Source organism: Thalassovita sp. (assembly GCF_963691685.1).
Lineage (GTDB): Bacteria > Pseudomonadota > Alphaproteobacteria > Rhodobacterales > Rhodobacteraceae > Thalassobius.
This window is the reverse complement of sequence record NZ_OY829290.1, coordinates 1,999,334-2,017,583: the sequence shown is the minus strand read 5'-3', so window position 1 is coordinate 2,017,583 and position 18,250 is coordinate 1,999,334. Positions and strand designations below refer to the sequence as shown.

General features: G+C 62.7%; 19 protein-coding genes. 7 read left to right on the top strand and 12 right to left on the bottom strand.

The window, feature by feature from the left end; translation table 11 throughout:
* Positions 1 to 70 precede the first annotated feature (70 nt).
* The 7 genes from ACORLH_RS09770 (at position 71) to ACORLH_RS09740 (ending at position 7,850) form a co-directional block, all read left to right on the top strand.
* Positions 71 to 1,255 carry a phosphoglycerate kinase gene (locus ACORLH_RS09770; protein ID WP_321832495.1) on the top strand — a complete coding sequence of 395 codons (1,185 nt, stop codon included), beginning with the start codon at positions 71 to 73 and terminating at the stop codon, positions 1,253 to 1,255.
* A gap of 473 nt (positions 1,256 to 1,728) precedes the next feature.
* Positions 1,729 to 2,622 (top strand): fructose bisphosphate aldolase, encoded by an 894-nt coding sequence (locus ACORLH_RS09765; RefSeq protein WP_321832494.1) that lies wholly within the window; start codon positions 1,729 to 1,731, stop codon positions 2,620 to 2,622.
* 240 nt (positions 2,623 to 2,862) lie between these two features.
* Entirely contained in the window at positions 2,863 to 3,369 is a 507-nt protein-coding gene (locus ACORLH_RS09760) for an N-acetyltransferase family protein (RefSeq protein WP_321832493.1), read from the top strand.
* 244 nt (positions 3,370 to 3,613) lie between these two features.
* Entirely contained in the window at positions 3,614 to 3,913 is a 300-nt protein-coding gene (locus tag ACORLH_RS09755; protein ID WP_321832492.1) for a septum formation initiator family protein, read from the top strand.
* 200 nt (positions 3,914 to 4,113) lie between these two features.
* Positions 4,114 to 5,103 carry a pyruvate dehydrogenase (acetyl-transferring) E1 component subunit alpha gene (pdhA, locus tag ACORLH_RS09750; protein ID WP_058241859.1) on the top strand — a complete coding sequence of 330 codons (990 nt, stop codon included), beginning with the start codon at positions 4,114 to 4,116 and terminating at the stop codon, positions 5,101 to 5,103.
* A gap of 20 nt (positions 5,104 to 5,123) precedes the next feature.
* Positions 5,124 to 6,515, top strand: coding sequence for a pyruvate dehydrogenase complex E1 component subunit beta (locus ACORLH_RS09745; protein WP_321832491.1), 1,392 nt, complete (start codon positions 5,124 to 5,126; stop codon positions 6,513 to 6,515).
* 12 nt (positions 6,516 to 6,527) lie between these two features.
* Entirely contained in the window at positions 6,528 to 7,850 is a 1,323-nt protein-coding gene (locus ACORLH_RS09740; protein ID WP_321832490.1) for a pyruvate dehydrogenase complex dihydrolipoamide acetyltransferase, read from the top strand.
* A gap of 467 nt (positions 7,851 to 8,317) precedes the next feature.
* Here the strand turns inward: ACORLH_RS09740 and cysE are convergent, their stop codons facing one another.
* The 12 genes from cysE to ACORLH_RS09680 form a co-directional block, all read right to left on the bottom strand.
* Positions 8,318 to 9,121, bottom strand: a complete 804-nt coding sequence (gene cysE / locus ACORLH_RS09735) for a serine O-acetyltransferase (protein ID WP_321832489.1) — start codon at positions 9,119 to 9,121, stop codon at positions 8,318 to 8,320.
* A 154-nt stretch (positions 9,122 to 9,275) separates the two neighbouring features.
* Entirely contained in the window at positions 9,276 to 13,199 is a 3,924-nt protein-coding gene (locus tag ACORLH_RS09730) for a baseplate multidomain protein megatron (RefSeq protein ID WP_321832488.1), read from the bottom strand.
* A 17-nt stretch (positions 13,200 to 13,216) separates the two neighbouring features.
* Positions 13,217 to 13,648 (bottom strand): NlpC/P60 family protein, encoded by a 432-nt coding sequence (locus tag ACORLH_RS09725; RefSeq protein WP_321832804.1) that lies wholly within the window; start codon positions 13,646 to 13,648, stop codon positions 13,217 to 13,219.
* Positions 13,649 to 13,662: 14 nt separating this feature from the next.
* Complete coding sequence (locus ACORLH_RS09720; protein ID WP_321832487.1) at positions 13,663 to 14,547, bottom strand: DUF2163 domain-containing protein; 885 nt, start codon at positions 14,545 to 14,547, stop codon at positions 13,663 to 13,665.
* Positions 14,547 to 15,179: a DUF2460 domain-containing protein gene (locus tag ACORLH_RS09715; RefSeq protein ID WP_321832486.1), complete on the bottom strand. Its 633-nt coding sequence runs from the start codon at positions 15,177 to 15,179 to the stop codon at positions 14,547 to 14,549. The genes ACORLH_RS09720 and ACORLH_RS09715 overlap by 1 nt, the downstream gene beginning before the upstream one ends.
* A 14-nt stretch (positions 15,180 to 15,193) precedes the next feature.
* A complete protein-coding gene (locus ACORLH_RS09710; protein ID WP_321832485.1) occupies positions 15,194 to 15,838 on the bottom strand; it encodes a phage tail tape measure protein in 645 nt (214 codons plus the stop codon).
* 6 nt (positions 15,839 to 15,844) lie between these two features.
* A complete protein-coding gene (locus ACORLH_RS09705) occupies positions 15,845 to 16,093 on the bottom strand; it encodes a rcc01693 family protein (protein ID WP_321832484.1) in 249 nt (82 codons plus the stop codon).
* Entirely contained in the window at positions 16,090 to 16,425 is a 336-nt protein-coding gene (locus ACORLH_RS09700; protein ID WP_321832483.1) for a gene transfer agent family protein, read from the bottom strand. The genes ACORLH_RS09705 and ACORLH_RS09700 overlap by 4 nt, the downstream gene beginning before the upstream one ends.
* Positions 16,425 to 16,841 (bottom strand): phage major tail protein, TP901-1 family, encoded by a 417-nt coding sequence (locus tag ACORLH_RS09695; protein ID WP_321832482.1) that lies wholly within the window; start codon positions 16,839 to 16,841, stop codon positions 16,425 to 16,427. The genes ACORLH_RS09700 and ACORLH_RS09695 overlap by 1 nt, the downstream gene beginning before the upstream one ends.
* Before the next feature lie 20 nt (positions 16,842 to 16,861).
* Entirely contained in the window at positions 16,862 to 17,269 is a 408-nt protein-coding gene (locus tag ACORLH_RS09690) for a DUF3168 domain-containing protein (protein ID WP_321832481.1), read from the bottom strand.
* Positions 17,266 to 17,592, bottom strand: a complete 327-nt coding sequence (locus tag ACORLH_RS09685; RefSeq protein WP_321832480.1) for a phage head closure protein — start codon at positions 17,590 to 17,592, stop codon at positions 17,266 to 17,268. Before ACORLH_RS09685 ends, ACORLH_RS09690 begins: the two co-directional genes overlap by 4 nt.
* The gene (locus tag ACORLH_RS09680; protein WP_321832479.1) at positions 17,589 to 18,200 is read right to left on the bottom strand and encodes a head-tail connector protein; all 612 of its coding nucleotides are present in this window, start codon (positions 18,198 to 18,200) and stop codon (positions 17,589 to 17,591) included. Before ACORLH_RS09680 ends, ACORLH_RS09685 begins: the two co-directional genes overlap by 4 nt.
* Positions 18,201 to 18,250: the final 50 nt, after the last annotated feature.

Below are 18,250 nucleotides of genomic sequence, written 5' to 3'. Positions count from 1 at the left end.
GTTGACCTGAGCGCCCTCACAAGCGATGACACGCACAACCACAGTGATTTTTCCCTTTGGAGAGCAGAGCATGGCTTGGAAAACCCTTGATGACATGGATCTCAACGGTAAGCGCGTTTTGGTGCGCGTGGACATCAACGTCCCGGTCGCCGACGGCAAGGTAACGGACGCCACCCGGATCGAACGGATTGTGCCCACGGTCAATGACATCATCGCCAAAGGCGGCAAGCCCCTGCTGATCGCGCATTTTGGCCGTCCCAAGGGCAAGGTGGTGCTGGACATGTCGCTGCGCGTCACGCTCAGCGCCCTGGAAGCGGCCCTTGGCCGTTCGGTCGCCTTTATCGAAACGCTGGAAGGCGCGGAAACCCCTTCGGCCGAAGTGGATGCCGCTGAGGTGGCGCTTTTGGAAAACATCCGTTTCCACCCCGGCGAGGAGAAAAACGTTCCCGAATTTGCCGCCCGTCTGGCCAAATTGGGTGATGTCTTCTGCTCGGATGCCTTCTCGGCCTCGCACCGCGCCCATGCCTCCACCGAAGGGGTGGCGCATCACCTGCCCTCCTGCGCCGGTCGTCTGATGCAGGCTGAGCTGGAGGCGCTGGAGGGCGCCTTGGGTCAGCCGGTGCGCCCGGTTGTGGCCGTGGTTGGCGGCGCCAAGGTTTCGACCAAACTGGAACTGCTGGGCAATCTGGTCGCCAAGGTGGATCATCTGGTGATCGGCGGCGGCATGGCCAACACCTTCCTGGCCGCCCAGGGCATCGATGTGGGCAAATCGCTCTGCGAACATGACATGACCGACACCGCGCGTGAGATCATGGAAAAAGCCAAGGCCGCCGGCTGTGACATCGTGCTGCCTGCCGATGTTGTCGTGGCCGCTGAATTTGCCGCCGGCGCCGCCAATGAGGTTGTCGCCAATGACGCCTGCCCGGCCGATAAGATGATCCTGGATGCCGGCCCGAAAGCGGTTGAGCGCATCGCAGAGGTTCTCGACGGCACCAAAACCCTGATCTGGAACGGCCCGCTTGGCGCCTTTGAGATTGAACCTTTTGACACCGCCACCAACGCCGCCGCCCAGAAAGCGGCTGCCCTGTCCAAAGCTGGCCAGCTGACCTCGGTCGCGGGCGGCGGTGATACGGTTGCAGCGCTCAACCAGGCGGGGGCTGCGGCTGATTTCACCTATATCTCCACCGCAGGCGGCGCCTTCCTTGAGTGGATGGAGGGCAAAACCCTCCCCGGTGTGGCCGCCCTTCAGGGCTAAGCGCCCTGCCCCAAAACAACAGGATCTGTCGCAAAACTGCGACGGATCCGCCCTAGGCTCAGGATCCATTGATGTTCCAGCACCGGTTTGGCAGATTTTCGAACTGACAAGGAAGATGGCCGCGGGAATAGTGATCTATTGCAAGGTCATGTGACGCCGCTCAGTTCGAAAAACCGCCAAATCGAAGACGTCAAAATCGCTGCATCTCAACGGCGTGAAGCGCTTGAAAAGAGAACCACTCTTTCCTGCGCGCCTCAGACCAGTGATATTTTGCGATTTTGACGCCGGTGCGGAAAAATTAGTGGATCCTGAGCCTAAGATCGGGTGAATTCACCCGATCTTAACACCTTGACCTGAAAGTTTTCCCGTCGCTAGCGCTACCAAGATTGTCAGCCGCCGCGCTGTCGCTTATTGGAGCGGTTGAAAGCAGACCTTTCCTCCACTGAACACGTATTCACACGCAGGACCAGACCATGACAAACCAGACCCAAAGCGAATTGATTGGCACCGGCAACGGCTTCATTGCGGCACTGGACCAGAGCGGCGGCTCCACCCCGAAGGCGCTGCGCCTCTACGGTGTGAACGAAGACGCCTACACCTCCGAAGAAGAGATGTTCGGCATCATCCACGACATGCGCGCCCGCATCATCAAATCCAACGCGTTCAACGGCGAACGTGTGCTGGGCGCCATCCTGTTTGAACGCACCATGGATGGCGACATCGATGGCAAACCCACCGCCACCTACCTCTGGGAAGATTGCCAGGTCGTGCCCTTCCTGAAGGTCGACAAAGGTCTGGCCGATGAGGAAAACGGCGTTCAGATCCTGAAACCCATGCCCGATCTTGGCGCGCTCTTGGACAAAGCCGTGTCCAAAGGCATCTACGGCACCAAAATGCGCTCGGTCATCAGCGCCGCTTCGCCCGAAGGCATCAAAGCCGTTGTGGCCCAGCAGTTTGAGATCGGCAAACAGATCATCGCCGCCGGCCTGATGCCGATCATTGAGCCCGAGGTGACCATTTCGATCGCTGACAAGGCGCAGGCCGAAGAGATGCTTATGGCCGAAATCAAGGCACAGCTGGACGCGCTGGAAGGTGATCAGCAGGTGATGCTGAAACTGACCCTGCCGGAGGTGGCCAACACCTACAAGCCGCTGGCCGATCACCCGCGCGTGCTGCGCATGGTGGCGCTGTCGGGCGGCTATGACCGGGATGAGGCCAACACCCGTCTGGCCCAGAACTCCGGCATGATCGCCTCCTTCTCGCGCGCTCTGACCGAAGGTCTGTCGGCCCAGCAGGACCAGAGCGCCTTCGACGCCACGCTGAACACCAGCGTCCAGTCGATCTACGACGCCTCCGTCGCGGGCTAAGTTCTTTGCTATACTTAGAAAAGGCGCTCCACCCGGGGCGCCTTTTTTGTGTCTACCGAATTTAGGTGCCGCGCCCGAACCGAGGGGTGGAAGCAAAGCGCCCGCCCCGTGGGGGCGGTTCGGGCGCTGCCAAATCTTTGGATTTGGCATGGGATGAAACACAGCTGCCCCAATTGACATCCGCGCCACTTCCCGCAGAACTGTGCCCAGCAAGACGCCGCACAAGACCAAGAGGCCCCGATGATCATCCGCACCGCCACCGCCGCTGACGCCCAAGGGCTGGCCGAGATCTACAACCACGCCGTTGAAAACACCGTCGCCATCCTGAACGAAACCCTCGTCGATGCGGAAAACCGGGCCGCCTGGGTGGCCCAGCGTCAGAGTGACGGATTTCCGGTTTTGGTCGCCGAAGAAAACGGTCAGGTGATTGGCTATGCCTCCTACGGACCTTGGCGCCCCTTTCACGGGTTTCGCGAAACGGTCGAACATTCGGTCTATGTCCGCGATGGCCAGCGCGGCAAAGGGTTGGGCCGGCAGCTGATGCAGGCGCTGATCGATCAGGCCAAGGCGGACGGGCTGCATATGATGGTCGCCGCGGTGACCGCCGGCAATGACGCCTCGATCCGCCTGCACGAAGCGCTGGGATTTGAGGTCACCGCCCGCATGCCGCAGGTTGGCCAAAAGTTCGGCGAGTGGCTCGAGCTGATCTTCCTGCAACTGCGCCTGGATGACCGTCCCTCACCCTGATCAGCCCCTGTTTACGCCTTGATTACGCGGGCAAATTGCCGGGCCGTAGGTGGATTTCATCAATCAGACTCTCCGCCCCGCCAAGGCTGCTGCAATTATGTGACACAAGTCCAAGTTATCCCCAGAAAACTGCACTCTCTTTTGGCTAAGGGGATTCACACAGCGAATCACCTATGGCATAGTTCCTGCATCGCCCAAGCAAGAGGCGAACCTGCCAAAACGGCGGGATTTGAGAGGCAGAGCAATGCACCGCAGTAAGCGCAGCACCCTGGGCACTTGGGCCTATTTCACCCTGGCATTTTTGCTGGGCGTCTACTTCACCGTCGCGGCGGTGCAAGGGGGCTATGGCGTCTCGCGCCGGGCTGAGATTGAGCGCGAAGCCGCCACGCTGAACCGTGAGCTGGCCGCGCTGCAGGTTGAGGTTGACCGGATGGACAATCTGACCCGTCGCCTCTCTGACACCTATCTGGATCTGGACCTGCTGGATCAGCAGGCCCGTTCGGTGCTGGGTATGATCCGCAGCGATGAATTGGTCATCCGCTGATCTGCTGCTATCTTTCGCTACATCTTAACGCCAGAGCTTGAGACTGGGATCTTAGTTTCAGGCCTAAACCTTGCGCCCAAACGCGGCTGGATTTTGCCGCGTAACGGGTTGCGATGAATTAAGTCTCGCCCTGCGCATTCGTTTGCTGTATAGAATAGTTTAACGCTAAACTATATTTGCTACCGGGAGGATGACGCCGCATGGCCGCCAAGAAAACCCAAGCTAAATCAAACGTTTCCGCCGAGGAACTGAAATCCTACTATCGGGACATGTTGTTGATCCGCCGATTCGAAGAAAAGGCCGGACAGCTGTATGGCATGGGCTTGATTGGCGGGTTCTGCCACCTCTACATCGGTCAGGAAGCGGTTGTTGTTGGCCTCGAAGCTGCCGCCAAAGAAGGCGACAAGCGCATCACCTCTTACCGTGACCACGGCCACATGCTGGCCTGCGGCATGGACCCCAACGGCGTGATGGCCGAGCTTACGGGGCGTGAAGGCGGCTACTCCAAGGGTAAAGGCGGCTCGATGCACATGTTCTCGAAAGAGAAACATTTCTACGGCGGCCACGGCATCGTCGGCGCGCAGGTGCCGCTGGGGGCTGGCCTTGCCTTCTCGGACATGTATCGCGGCAATGACAATGTCACCTTCACCTACTTCGGCGACGGTGCTGCCAACCAGGGCCAGGTCTATGAGACCTTCAACATGGCCGCCCTGTGGAAACTGCCGGTGATCTTCGTGATTGAGAACAACCAATACGCCATGGGCACCGCCCAGAACCGTTCCACCTCGACCGAAGACATCTACACCCGCGGCGCGCCCTTCGGCATCCCCGGTGAGATTGTCGATGGCATGGACGTTCTGGCCGTGAAAGCCGCCAGCGAAAAAGCCACCGCACACTGCCGTGCTGGCAAAGGCCCCTACATCCTTGAGGTCAAAACCTACCGCTACCGTGGCCACTCCATGTCGGACCCGGCAAAATACCGGACCCGCGAAGAAGTGCAGAAAATGCGCGACGAACGTGACCCGATCGAACAGGTCCGTGACCTGCTGCTGACCGGCAAACACGCCACCGAAGAAGATCTGAAGGCGATCGACAAGGAAATCAAAGCGATCGTGAACGAATCCGCTGATTTCGCCAAAGAAAGCCCGGAACCGGCGCTCGAAGAGCTCTGGACCGACATTTACGCCTGATCCCTGAGGAGACACTGACAATGGCAACCGAAATTCTCATGCCCGCCCTGTCCCCCACCATGGAGGAAGGCACCCTGGCCAAATGGCTGGTCAAAGAAGGCGATACCGTAAACTCCGGCGACATCATGGCCGAGATCGAAACCGACAAGGCAACGATGGAGTTTGAAGCGGTCGATGAAGGCATCATCGGCAAGATCCTGATCGCGGAAGGCACCGAAGGTGTCGCCGTGAACACCCCGATCGCCGTGCTGCTGGAAGAGGGCGAAAGCGCCGATGACATCGCAGCCCCCGCCGCCCCTGCCCCCGCAGCTGAGGCCGCACCGGCCCCCGCAGCAACTCCGGCACCTGCCGCCGCAGCGCCGGCAACCACCCCGGCAACCCCGGTGGCAGCCCCCGCTGATCTGACACCGGATTGGCCCGAAGGCACACCGATGAAGCAACAGACCGTGCGCGAAGCCATCCGCGACGCCATGGCCGAAGAAATGCGCGGTGATGAAAACGTCTTCCTGATGGGCGAAGAAGTCGCCGAATATCAGGGCGCCTATAAAGTCTCGCAGGGCCTGCTGGATGAGTTTGGCTCCAAACGCATCATCGACACCCCGATCACCGAACACGGCTTTGCCGGCATCGCCACCGGCGCGGCCTTCGGCGGCCTGCGTCCGATTGTCGAGTTCATGACTTTCAACTTCGCCATGCAGGCGATTGACCAGATCATCAACTCCGCCGCCAAGACGCTCTACATGTCCGGCGGTCAGATGGGCGCGCCGATGGTCTTCCGTGGCCCGAACGGCGCCGCCGCCCGCGTGGGCGCCCAGCACAGCCAGGACTACGCCGCATGGTACGCGCAGATCCCCGGCCTGAAGGTTGCGATGCCCTATTCGGCAGCGGATGCCAAAGGTCTGATGAAAACCGCCATCCGTGACAACAACCCGGTGATCTTCCTGGAAAATGAAATCCTCTACGGTCGCTCGTTTGATGTGCCGGATATGGATGATTTCACCGTGCCCTTCGGCAAGGCCCGCATCTGGCGCGAAGGCTCGGATGTGACGCTGGTCAGCTTCGGCATTGGTATGCAATACGCGCTGGAAGCGGCTGACAAACTGGCCGAGGAAGGCATCTCGGCCGAGGTCATCGACCTGCGCACCCTGCGCCCGATCGATTATGACACCGTGCTGAACTCGGTCATGAAAACCAACCGCTGCGTCACCATCGAAGAGGGCTTCCCGGTCGCCTCCATCGGCAACCACCTCTCGGCCACCATCATGGAACGCGCCTTTGATTACCTGGATGCTCCGGTGATCAACTGCACCGGCAAGGACGTGCCCATGCCCTACGCCGCGAACCTGGAACGCCACGCGCTGATCACCACCGATGAGGTGATCGCCGCTGTGAAACAAGTGACCTACCGCTGAGGAGCCTGACAGATGCCTATTGAAATCCTCATGCCCGCTCTCTCCCCCACCATGGAGGAAGGCACCCTGGCCAAATGGCTGGTCAAAGAGGGCGATACCGTGTCCTCCGGCGATCTGATCGCCGAGATCGAAACCGACAAAGCCACCATGGAGTTTGAAGCCGTGGACGAAGGCGTTGTCGGCAAGATCCTGGTGGCCGAAGGCTCCGAAGGGGTGGCTGTGAACACCCCGATCGCGGTTCTGCTGGAAGACGGCGAAAGCGCTGATGACATCGGCGCAAGCGCTACCGCGGCACCTGCCGCAGCTGCAGCTGAGGCGGCCCCTGCGGCCGTCGAAGCGGCCGCTCCTGCCCCGGCTGCTGCACCCGCCGCTCCGGCCCCTGCCGCACCGGCCAGCGCCGATGGCACCCGCATCTTTGCTTCGCCTCTGGCGCGTCGCATCGCGGCGGACAAGGGTCTGGATCTGGCCACGCTCACCGGCTCTGGCCCGCGCGGTCGCATCGTGAAGGCAGACGTTGAAAACGCTGTTGCCGCGCCAGCCCCGGCCGCCGCCGCTGCCCCCGCTGCCGCACCGGCCAAAGCCGCCGCAGCCGCTGCCCCCACCGGCCCCTCGACCGAAGCGGTCATCAAAACCTACGAAGGTCGCACCTTCGAAGAGGTCACGCTGGACGGCATGCGCAAAACCATCGCAGCCCGCCTGTCCGAGGCCAAACAGACCATCCCGCACTTCTACCTGCGCCGCGACATCAAACTCGACGCGCTGCTGAAGTTCCGCTCGCAGCTGAACAAACAGCTGGAAGCACGCGGCGTGAAACTCTCGGTCAACGACTTCATCATCAAGGCCGTGGCCAACGCACTGCAGCAGGTGCCCGAAGCCAACGCCGTTTGGGCTGGTGACCGGGTGCTGCAGATGAAGGCCTCGGACGTGGCCGTTGCCGTTGCGATCGAAGGTGGTCTCTTCACCCCGGTTCTGCAGGACGCGGATATGAAATCACTCTCGGCTCTGTCGGGTGAGATGAAGGATCTGGCCTCCCGCGCCCGTGAACGCAAGCTGGCCCCGCATGAATATCAGGGCGGCAGCTTTGCGATCTCCAACCTCGGTATGTTCGGCATAGACAACTTCGACGCCATCGTGAACCCGCCCCACGCCGGCATTCTGGCCGTGGGCGCTGGCACCAAGAAGCCGGTTGTGGGCGAAGATGGTGAGCTGACCGTGGCGACCGTCATGTCGGTCACCATGTCGGTGGACCACCGTGTCATCGATGGCGCCGTGGGCGCCAACCTGCTGAAAGCCATCGTCGACAACCTGGAAAACCCGGTTGCCATGCTGGCCTAAGCCAAACCACTGATCTTACACGCGAAAGCCCCGGTGAAAGCCGGGGCTTTTGTTATTTCTGCAAACGTCCATGCGTCCGAACCGAGGGGCGAAGCGAAGCGCTCGCCCTATCAAACCGAAGGTTTATCTGCGACAAAACGGGGCGGGGTCGGGCGCGATCCGGTTCGCTGCACGAACCGGAAAGGGTCACTTCCCCCCATGGGCTCCTGTGTCCGAACCACGATGTGGCCTTTTAAGTCTCTTGAATCTGTGACAGCGCGAAACAGCGGCCGCAGGCCGCCGCGCATCGCCGGGCCGCCCCCGGGCACGGCGATTTGGTGAGGCAGCTGCAATGCTGGGAGGTCACAGGGATTAGGCGATGATAAACTGCCAGATAGTTAGCCTAGGTCGCCGCACCGCGGCCCTATGATGCGCAAAACCCCGCGGCCTGCGCCACGGGGTCCTAAATCTCTCAGCAGCGCAAAGGCTTACTTGCCCAGCAGTTGATCCATGCTGATTGAAGGTTGGGAACAACCAGCCTCGCCCACCACTTTGGCCGGCACACCCGCGACGGTGGATTTGCACGGCACCTCCTGCAGCACAACCGAGCCAGCCGCCACGCGGGAACAATCGCCCACCCGGATGTTGCCCAGCACCTTGGCGCCTGCGCCGATCAACACGCCATTGCCGATCTTCGGATGGCGGTCCTCTTCTTCTTTGCCGGTGCCGCCCAGCGTCACCGAATGCAGCATCGAGACATTGTCGCCCACCACAGCGGTTTCGCCGATCACGATGGAATGGGCGTGGTCGATCATGATACCTTTGCCAATCCGTGCGGCGGGATGGATATCAACGCCAAACATCTCAGAAATCCGCATCTGGAAGAAATAGGCCAGATCCTTGCGGCCTTCTTTCCACAGCCAATGGCCAATCCGGTAGCCCTGCAACGCCTGATAGCCCTTGAAGAACATCAACGGCTGGAAAAACCGGTGGCAGGCCGGATCGCGTTCCCGCACCGCAACCATATCTGCCCGCGCGGCCAGCGAAATCTCGGGATCGGCGCGATAGGCCGCATCGGCGATTTCACGGATCAACTGCTCGGACATCTCAGCCGAGGCCAGTTTCACAGCGGTGCGATAGGCCAGTGCGGCCTCAATGGTTTCGTGGTGCAGAATGCTGGAGTGGATCAAACCGCCCAAAAGCGGCTCTTCCTGAACCGCGTCCTCTGCCTCGGCCCGGATCTGCGTCCAGACCGGATCAAGGTCGGTCAAGTTGGTTCTGGTTTCAGCCATGCCTACCATCCTCTGAAGTCTCAGGGTTGCCTCACTATACCAGATAGGCAGGCTTGGCAAAACGCAAAGACGTGAAAGCTGTCATCACGGTTGGAAATCTGTTTCCGCGCACGTTTTACCCCCCGGTTCGCCCCCCTGGCCTCACCCCCAGTGCTCACCCCAGTGACAGATGCGCCGCGGCGCCGGGGCCGTAACGGGCTGAGACCTGGCGCAGCTCCACCAAATGACCTGACACCCCACCATCTGCGGCCTGATCGGCGGCCGTGTAGGTCCAGTCTGGTGTGGTCAGCTGCACCTCACGCAATACGGTATCACCGGCCATAACGCGCAGCAGATAGGCCTCGCTCTCCTCGCCCAGCGGCACATCCAGCCCGTCCCAGCTGTCCGCACCGATGCGGCTGCGGCGGATCCAATTGAAATTCAGACTGTCATCCGCCAGCTGATGGTGGCGCAGATGCACCGGCGCATAGGGGCGCAGGCCGATGCCGGAAAACGCATGGATCTCATGCACATAGGACGGATCATCATAGCCACGCCGGGCAGAGCCAATGCGGAAATGCTGCGCCAGCCCACGGGTGTTTGCCGCCAGCGGCAGTTGTTGCGGCGCGCCGTCCAGTAACACCGCGTAGGTGCCCAGGGGCCAGGGATCCCCCATCGCGCCCTCGGTGCCCTGTTGGCCACGCAACAACCCGGTCAGCACATAGCGCCCGCCCTGCCCCTCGGATGCCGCACCAGTGCCCGGCCCAACCAGCTCAGCCTCGGTGAATTGCACCAGTTCCCACCCTTCGGGGCTGCCATCGCCAAGGGCGATCACATTGGCGCCTGCCAGCACCTCCTGCGGATCGCGGCTCTCCAGCGTGCCATAGGCCAGATCCACCTCAATCCGGCCCGCAGTGTCCCAACGCCCCACCGGCCCCTTAGCCAAAGGCGCGCTCAACTGACCCAGCGTGGCGCGGCGGGCGGTTTCCTGCAGCAGCGCGTAGTCACGATCAAAACCCGAATGATAGCAGGCCACGGTGCCGGGCCAGGGTGTGGCCGAAACCGCCAGATGCGGCGCATGCTCCACCTCATCCCCGCGCAACAGAGGCAGATCCAGAAACAGCGGTAGAACCGGCACCGGGGCGGCAAAAGGCGCAGCGGGCGCACCATCCTCAATCATGGGCAGCGGCTGATAGAGGGTCTGGTCAATCTCCACCGCCTCCAGCAGTTGTTCACGGGCGTATTCCACCCGCTCCACCCGGTAGCGCGCGCCCTGATAGGCCAACACATCGCCAGCCCCCAACCCCAGCGCCGAGGGCGGCAGCGCCAGCCGCAGCCGATCCCGCGCCACCCGCGCCTCTGACAGCCAGCGCTCCACCACCTGCCGCCCCTCAGCCCGGCTGAGCGCCATCGGCATTTCCGAGGCTGAAACCCCATGCGCGGCCTCATCCGGCAGCACGCTTTCTTCGGAAATCACATCGTAGTCCGCGCCGGATTCGACAAAGCGCAGCCGCACCCGACCGGCCATCTCACTTTCGCCCGCGCGGGATTTTTCGACGCTGCCCTCCAGATCCTCAGACCGGGCCAGGTGATCCTCTGACAGGTCAACATCCACCTCCGCCCCGCGCGAGCGGAACATCAGCACCCCGTCACGCTCCACCGCATCAAACCCATGCCGCAGCATCAAAGGCTGCAGGGCGGCGCGCGCATCCCCCAGCTGATCCACCACATAGCCCCGCACCAGCCCATGCAATGCGCTTGTGTCAATCCGGCGCACCCCCGCGGCAAAACAGATCTCCCGCACGACCGAGGCCAGCGAACGCGCCGCGCCCCGCCCGTTCAGCCAATGCCCTTGGGCATAATTCGCCCCGTCTGACCACAGATCCAAGGCGCGCGGAAACACCGGGTAAGGCCGGGCGTCCCAGGCCCAGACAAAGGCGCGCGACATGTCCAGCATTGGCGCGTCATATTCGACGGAGATCGGGTTATGCGCAGGTTCCGCCCAATAGCCCAGCATGGCACGCAGATATTGCATCTGGATCAGATCATCCCGCGCCCCGTTGGAATAATACGGCATCGCAGATTCCGAGGATTTGGGGTCCAGAAACTTGTTCGGCTGGTTGGTGCCCTTGTCGATCGCTGCACAGCCCAGTTCGGTGAACCAGATCGGCTTGGACTGCGGCACCCAATCGGTGGGCGCGGCCTGACGCACGCCATTGATCCGTTCATGATGCACATTCTGCCACCAGCCGCGCAGATCCTTCACCCGGTAGACCCAAGGTTCACCATGGGCGCCATCCCTGATCGGGCTGCGGATCTGCGCCGCGCGCGCCGCATCATGGGCGTAATACCAGTCAAACAGCTCGCCGCCCTCAATGTTGCTGCGCAGATACTCAAGGTCATAGATCGCCCCCGCCGCCGCATCCAGATGATCAGGGTCCTCCCGCCAGTCAGACAGCGGCATGTAATTGTCGATTCCAATGAAATCGATCTGTTCATCCGCCCACAGGGGATCAAGGTGGAACAACACGTCCCCTGATCCATCCTGCGGGTGATAGCCGAAATATTCAGACCAATCCGCCGCATAGCCCAGCCTCACCTCTGGCCCCAACAGGCTGCGCACCTCTGCCGCCAGCGCCTTCAGCGCCGCCACAAAGGGGAAACCACCGCCCGCGCCGCGCAGCTGGGTCAGCCCGCGCATTTCGGACCCGATGCAGAAACTGTCCACGCCGCCCGCCGCCGCGCACAATGCCGCATTGTGCAGGATAAACCGGCTGTAGGACCACTCAGCCGGGCCGTGATAACTCACCGCGCCGCCGCTCACCGTGAAATCCGCCGCCGTGACCGTGCCGAAGAACGCCGCCACCTCAGCATCCGCCGCCGCGGTGCCATCCGGGCTGCTGGGCTGACCCGGGGCCAATGCGCCGGTGATCCGCCCGCGCCACGGCAGATTCGGCTGATCTGCGGCGCCGTCCCAGGGGTTTTCCAACCCGTTGCCAGCGGTCTGCGTCATCAGGATAAACGGGTAGAACATCACCGCTTGCCCCGCCTCTTTCAGCGCTGCAATCGCCTGCAGAACCGAGGCATCCGAGGGCGTGCCACCATAGATCGGACGCCCGTCCGCATAGGGCACCAGCCCCGCCGCACCGCGCCCCATACCTGCCACCTGCCAGGCCATACCCTTGGCATCGCCGTCCACGGTTTCCGCCAAGGGGCGCAGTTGGCAATGGCCCGCACGCAGGTCGTTACCAAACCAACTGACGATGAGTGAGGTCGCCCGCGCGCCCGGCAACTCCTGCGCCAAAAGATCCAGTGAGGTCTGCAAGTCACTCTGATTACTGACAGAATTCACATTCGCCACACGCCCGCCATCAACGCCGCTTTTGATCACTGCGGGGCGGGTCGCCAGGGCATATTCACCGCTGCCGGGCATCAGCGCGACGGCCTGAACAGCTTGGGCAGGCTCCGCCTCCGCACCAGCGAAGACCTGATCCGGGCGCAGCACCTCAAAATTGAACTGCGGCACCCGATTGCCATAGGGCGCCAGATCCAGATCCTCCACCACCACATAGGCGGTGCCACGATAGGCCGGCACCCGGCCCGCGCCCTCCACCGCCTCCATCTTGGGGTCTGGCAGCTGGCTGTCGCTGCCCGGATAAATCCGCAAGGTCAGATCCTGCGGTGAGATTTCGGTGCCATCGGCCCAGATCCGCGCCACGCCACCAATTTCCCCCTCACACAGCGCAATCGCCAGGCTGACCGAGTAGCTGTAGCTGCGTGTGCTGGGCCGGCTGCCTTTGCCGCCGCGATGGGTCTTGCTGTGTTCCTCAAACTGGCTGGCCCAAATGACCGATCCACCCAGACGCATCCGGCCATAGACCTGCGGAATGGCGGCCCCTTCGCCCGCACCTGTCAGGCGGAACCGGTCGATGCGCGGGCTTTCGACCACCTCACTGCCGCCCAGCAGACGCTGGTCAATGACCCGGCCCAACGTGGCGCCGATGGCGCGGCCCACCACCACAGAGGACAGGCCCAAAACCGTGCCACCCAGACTGCCACCAATTGCAGCGCCTGCCGCAGAAAACAAAATGGTTGCCATGACTTACCTCTCATTCCTCAGATCTGGCGCGGGGTCTCCGGCCAGCCAAACCGCGCCACGATCCGGCGCTGCCACGGCTGGCTCAGCGCGGTTTCCACCACCCCGTGACCGCTATAGGCATGGATGAAGCGCGGCGCCGCGCCGATGGCCGATTGCAGACCCAGGTGTTTGGCCACCGCTCCCTGCCGCATGCGAAACAGCAGCACGTCACCCACCGCCGCCTGATCCAGCGTTTTGGTGGTCAAATGCCGCGTGGCCGCCTGCCACAGCTGTTCTTGCCCCTGCGGCTCATCCCAGTCGCGGCTATAGGGCGGCAGCGCTTCCGGCTCGTCGCCATAAAGCGCCCGCCAGACCCCGCGCAGCAGCCCCAGACAATCCGCCCCCGCCCCAAGGCAGGCGGCCTGATGCCGATAGGGCGTGCCAATCCAGCGCCGCGCTTCAGCCACCACGTGATCCTGCACCGTCAACGCCGGCTGCCCCCGTTGCGGGCCGTGCTGGCACTGGGATTCAGCGTGATCCAATCATCGCCCGGAATGTCGGGAAACCCTTGAAAATTCAGCGCGTTGTTGAATTTCAACCGGCAGATCGAAAACCGCTTGTCGCAGCCCGCAACCAGCCGCAGGGTGTCACCCGGCGTGGGCAGGATCGGCAAAGGTTCCCACAGGGTGATCAGGCGCCCCTCAGGTCCGGTCTGATCCCGTTTCACCGGCGCGCGCAGCCCAGCCGCCGCACCGTCCAAAATCTGCAGGGCACCGCGAGTGAACCAGCCCTCCTCAAACCCCGGTAAAACCGCAAAACGCAAGGATGAGGCATCGATCACCGTCTCAACCATGCCGTCATAGCTTAGCCCCGGCGTGGCCAGATCCAGCCCACAAGTCCGATCCCCCAGCACCGCGCTGCAGGGTTTCTGGAAACTGCGCCCCATCGGTTCATTGAGCGCATCGGTCAACCCGCGCAATTCCGCCCGAAACGCCCCGGCAGAACGTTCCAACGCCCCGAAGGCGCCATGAAACATCACCGCGCGCTCATCTGGCGCGGCCCAATTGACCAGCCAGCAGGTGACCCCCGCCCCATCATAGCGACCGGCGGCAATATCCACCTCACTGACCTTGACCGAACAGAGCGCCCCCAGCGCCTCGGCATTGTCGACCGACAGCCCCGTGGCCTGTTGCAGCGCCGAAGCCGTCAGTCCGCTGTCGGCCTGAAAGGTGATCCCGTCAAAGACCAGAGCGGCATCATGATCGGTGAAACCCAGCCGCTGCCCATCGCGCCGCTCCACCAGCCAACAGCGGCAGAGCGTGGTAACACCACTGTCCAGATGCTGTTGTAATTCCTCAGAAATCCGCATCAGACCCGCAGCTCCACCACAGGGACATCCGGCACATCCCCGGCCTGAAATGACGCAACCGAGGCACGGATCTGATCACTGTCAAAGCGCACCGGGACGTCAAATTCAAACCCCGCCGTGACCTCCGCGCCTGCATTGGGCGCCTCATGCAGGGTGACCAGGCCGGTGGTCACATCCAGATCAAACTGCGCGCCCTCATATTGGGTAACGCCATCGACGGCCAGGATGACGCTGCCCGCCACCGGTTTGGTGATCGGGCGCAGATAACTCTGCGCGCCGGAACGGTAGTTTTTGGCCAGTTGAAACGTCGCCGCAGTGCCATCGGCAATGGCAATCGCCTGATCGGTCGGGCGCGGATCGGCCGAGGGCAGCGCCGATTTGAAATCGGCCCAGTCCTTCCAGCGGAACCCGTAAAGCTGCCCCTGCCGGGCCTCAAAAAACGCAATCAGCGCCGCCACATCATCCAACGATCGCAACCCCAGCCCCGCATCATAGCGCCGCCGCGAATGGGCCCAGGGGGTGTTGCGTTCCTCAAACCCATTGGCCAGCGTCACTACATCGGTGCGCCGCTCTGGCCCGCCAACTGCGCCGAAACTAAGGCTTTCGGGAAACCGTTCTTCGTGAAAATTCATACCCTTACCCCCCTTCACCTGATCCGATTACCCTGTGCCAGTGCGCGGCCCATCTGGGCGGCGATCTGACTGCGGGAACGTTGGAAGCTGGCAACATCAGGCGTGGAGATATTCATCACCACCGTGGCACCGCCTTGCCCCGCAGCGCGCACCCCCAGCTTGCGATCCGGACCTCGGCTGAGCGGCATGATCGCCTCTGGTCCCGCTTCGCCCATCAGCCCCATCCCACCGCGCATGGCAAAACTCGTGGGGCCGCTGACTACGCCGCCCTTGGCAAAGGGCATCACACGCCCCTGCGCAAAAGCCCCGCCATCGGCAAAGGGCACAATCGCCCCGATCCCCTGCGCCAGCATACTGCCGAAATGGTCGGTCACCGGTTTCATCGCAGTGGCATAGACCGTCTGTGAGATGGACTGTGCCAACCCGCTCAGCGCATCCGACAGCCGCGCGCCGTCAAACACCACCGAGTCAAAGGCCCGCCTCAGCCCACGGCTCATGCCGCGTTCCAGCGCCGCCATTTCAACCGAGGTCTGTTGAAACGTGGCCTGCACGCGCCGCAGCTCCTGGCTGAAACTATGCGCCATGCCTGCGGAATCCGACAGGTCCTGCATCAGGTGATCCAGCTGCCCGTTCAGGGTTTCAATATCGTCCGGCTCCATCGCCGCTCACTCCTGTCGCTGTCCCGATGCGCGGGGTGACCCGCCATCGGGATATGATTGAAGTAGATCTTTTAACCGATTGCGATTCATCGGCTTTTCAGATCCGAAATGCCCCAGCATCAAGGCCAGTTCGACCGGTGTCAGCGCCCAAAACTGGTCGGGCATCAGCCGCAATTGGCCAAGGCCCGCGCGCATCAACCCCGGCCAATCCAAGCTGCGCTGTTTGGGTGTCTGCTGCCCGGTGCCCCGCGTCATCCGTCACGCCTCTCGGCGGCGTTTGGCGGGGTGAAGGCCAAGAGCAGCAGGCGCGCGGCGATCTGGGCGGCCTGCATCGGGCCACCCGCAATATCCGCCGCCGCCAAAGTGGCCGCATCGCCCTGCCAGCCGCCCCCACGCAAGCCAGCCAGGAGCAGCGCCAGCACGTCACGGCTGGAAAACCGACCGGCCTCAAACCGTTCGACCACGGCGATCAGGCTGTCCTCCTGCAGGGTGGCCTCCAACTCGGCCAAGGCGCCAAGCGTCAGCTTCAACCGCTGCGGTTGCCCGTCCAGAACCAGCGTGACCTCACCTGCAAAAGGGTTCGCCATCAGCTTGCCGCCGTGAAGGTCAGCGCCCCGGCCGAGGCCAGCGAAATCTCATAGGTCGCTTCGCCGTCGTGGCTGCCGGCATAGTCAATCGCGGTCAGCTGAAACGGCCCGGTCACCGTGCCGAAATGCGGGATAACCACTTGAAAGTCGGGCATTTCCGCATCAAAGAAGATTTGGCGCGCCCGTTCATCCGTCGCCTCATCCTTGAAGATCCCGGCGCCTGTGAGTGCCGCCGAACGCACACCGGCGCCTGCCAGCAATTCGCGCCAGCCGCCGGTGCTGTCGAGGCTGGTCACATCGACACTTTCGGCGTTGAATGACATCCGCGTCGCCCGCAGCCCTGCCAGCGTTTCAAACTGACCATCGCCGGTCAGATCGACCTTGATCAACAGATCCTTACCGTTCTGCGCCACCATGATGCGCCTCCGTTTTTTGGTTAACTGTCATAGAGTTGCGCGGTGAAGCGCAGGGTGATGCGGCGACTGTCATCGCTGCGATCGCGGGTTGCTTTGGCCTGGGAAAACCGCAGGCTGACGATGTGACCCCGGGTGAGTGGCAGCGGCGCGTCAACCAGTAGGTCACTGACCCGCGCCGCTGCCTGTTTCACCGGCAAAAAGCCGGCGTCCCGCCCCACCACGTGAACCTCAAACACATGTCGCGCGCCCGCGCCGGTCTTGTCTGACCGGGCCCGCGCCTGTTCCGGCCCGATCTGCACATAGCGCTGTGGCAAAACACCGGCTGGCAGGGCGTCAAAAACGCCATCCACCAGCGCGGCCAATGTCGCATCTGAGGAAAGTTGAGTATAAATCGCCTCCTGCAGGGGGGCGGTCAGCGCATAGGTCATGTCGCCACCTCCTCATGGGCAAGGCAGACCAGATAGCGGCCACTGCCGGGGCGCTCATGCACCGCATCGATCCGGTACAGCCGCGCGCCTTCGCGCAGGCGCTGGTCAGGCCGTGGCCGCATCGAGGAGCCGACGGGTGCCGCGCGCAGGGTGATCTTCAGCCGGGCCTGTGACAGGCCCCCGGCCTCACGTCCTGAGCGCATCGCGACTTCGGCCCAAAGCGTGCCAAGCGCTTGCCATGTTTCGGTAAATCCGCCGGCGCCATCGCTGACCTGCAGCGGATCTTCCAACATCAGTTGGCGGGTCAGACGCGGGGCAGTCATCGCGCCACCCCGCCACTGGCGCCGATGCCACCCAGCCGCATCTGGCGGTGACGTTCGATCAATGCGGTGACACCGAAGGGCATGCAGCCCGCCTTCAGCCCGGTGTCTTCGCGGTATTCGTAATAGTGTGCAGCCAACATCAAAACGGCCTGCGCCAGATCCGGCGGCACCGCGTCCCAGGGGCCAAAACCTGCGGTCAGCCGCACCAGGACATGGCCACCGCCGGGAATGGCGGGCAAGCTGCCGTTGACCGGCCAAAGCGCCGGGCGCTGGCTGTCGGGCAGCAGTTGGTAACGAGATGGATCCACAACCTCAGCCGTGCCTGTCGCAGTGAGAAGCGTCACCGACTCAATCTCTGTGACCGGGGCCAACGGCAGCGCCTGCGCGACGGGGGTGGCCCAGCGGGTCAGCTGCAGTTCAAAACTGCGCGCCAGAATGGCCTTGCTGATCCGGGCCTCAATCGCCGCAAGGGCAGCCCGCAGGAACGAGGCCAGCAGATCCTCCTGCAGATCCGCCTCGGCAAAGCCGCTGCCAAGCCGCAAATGGGATTTCAACGCCAGCACGGGCAGATCCGCGAGGGCAACAGGGGTCACTTCTGTCAGGGTCATCGGGCTCTCCGTCGCTTGCCTGGCTGTTGGGAGGGGTTGGGGCCGGTCTT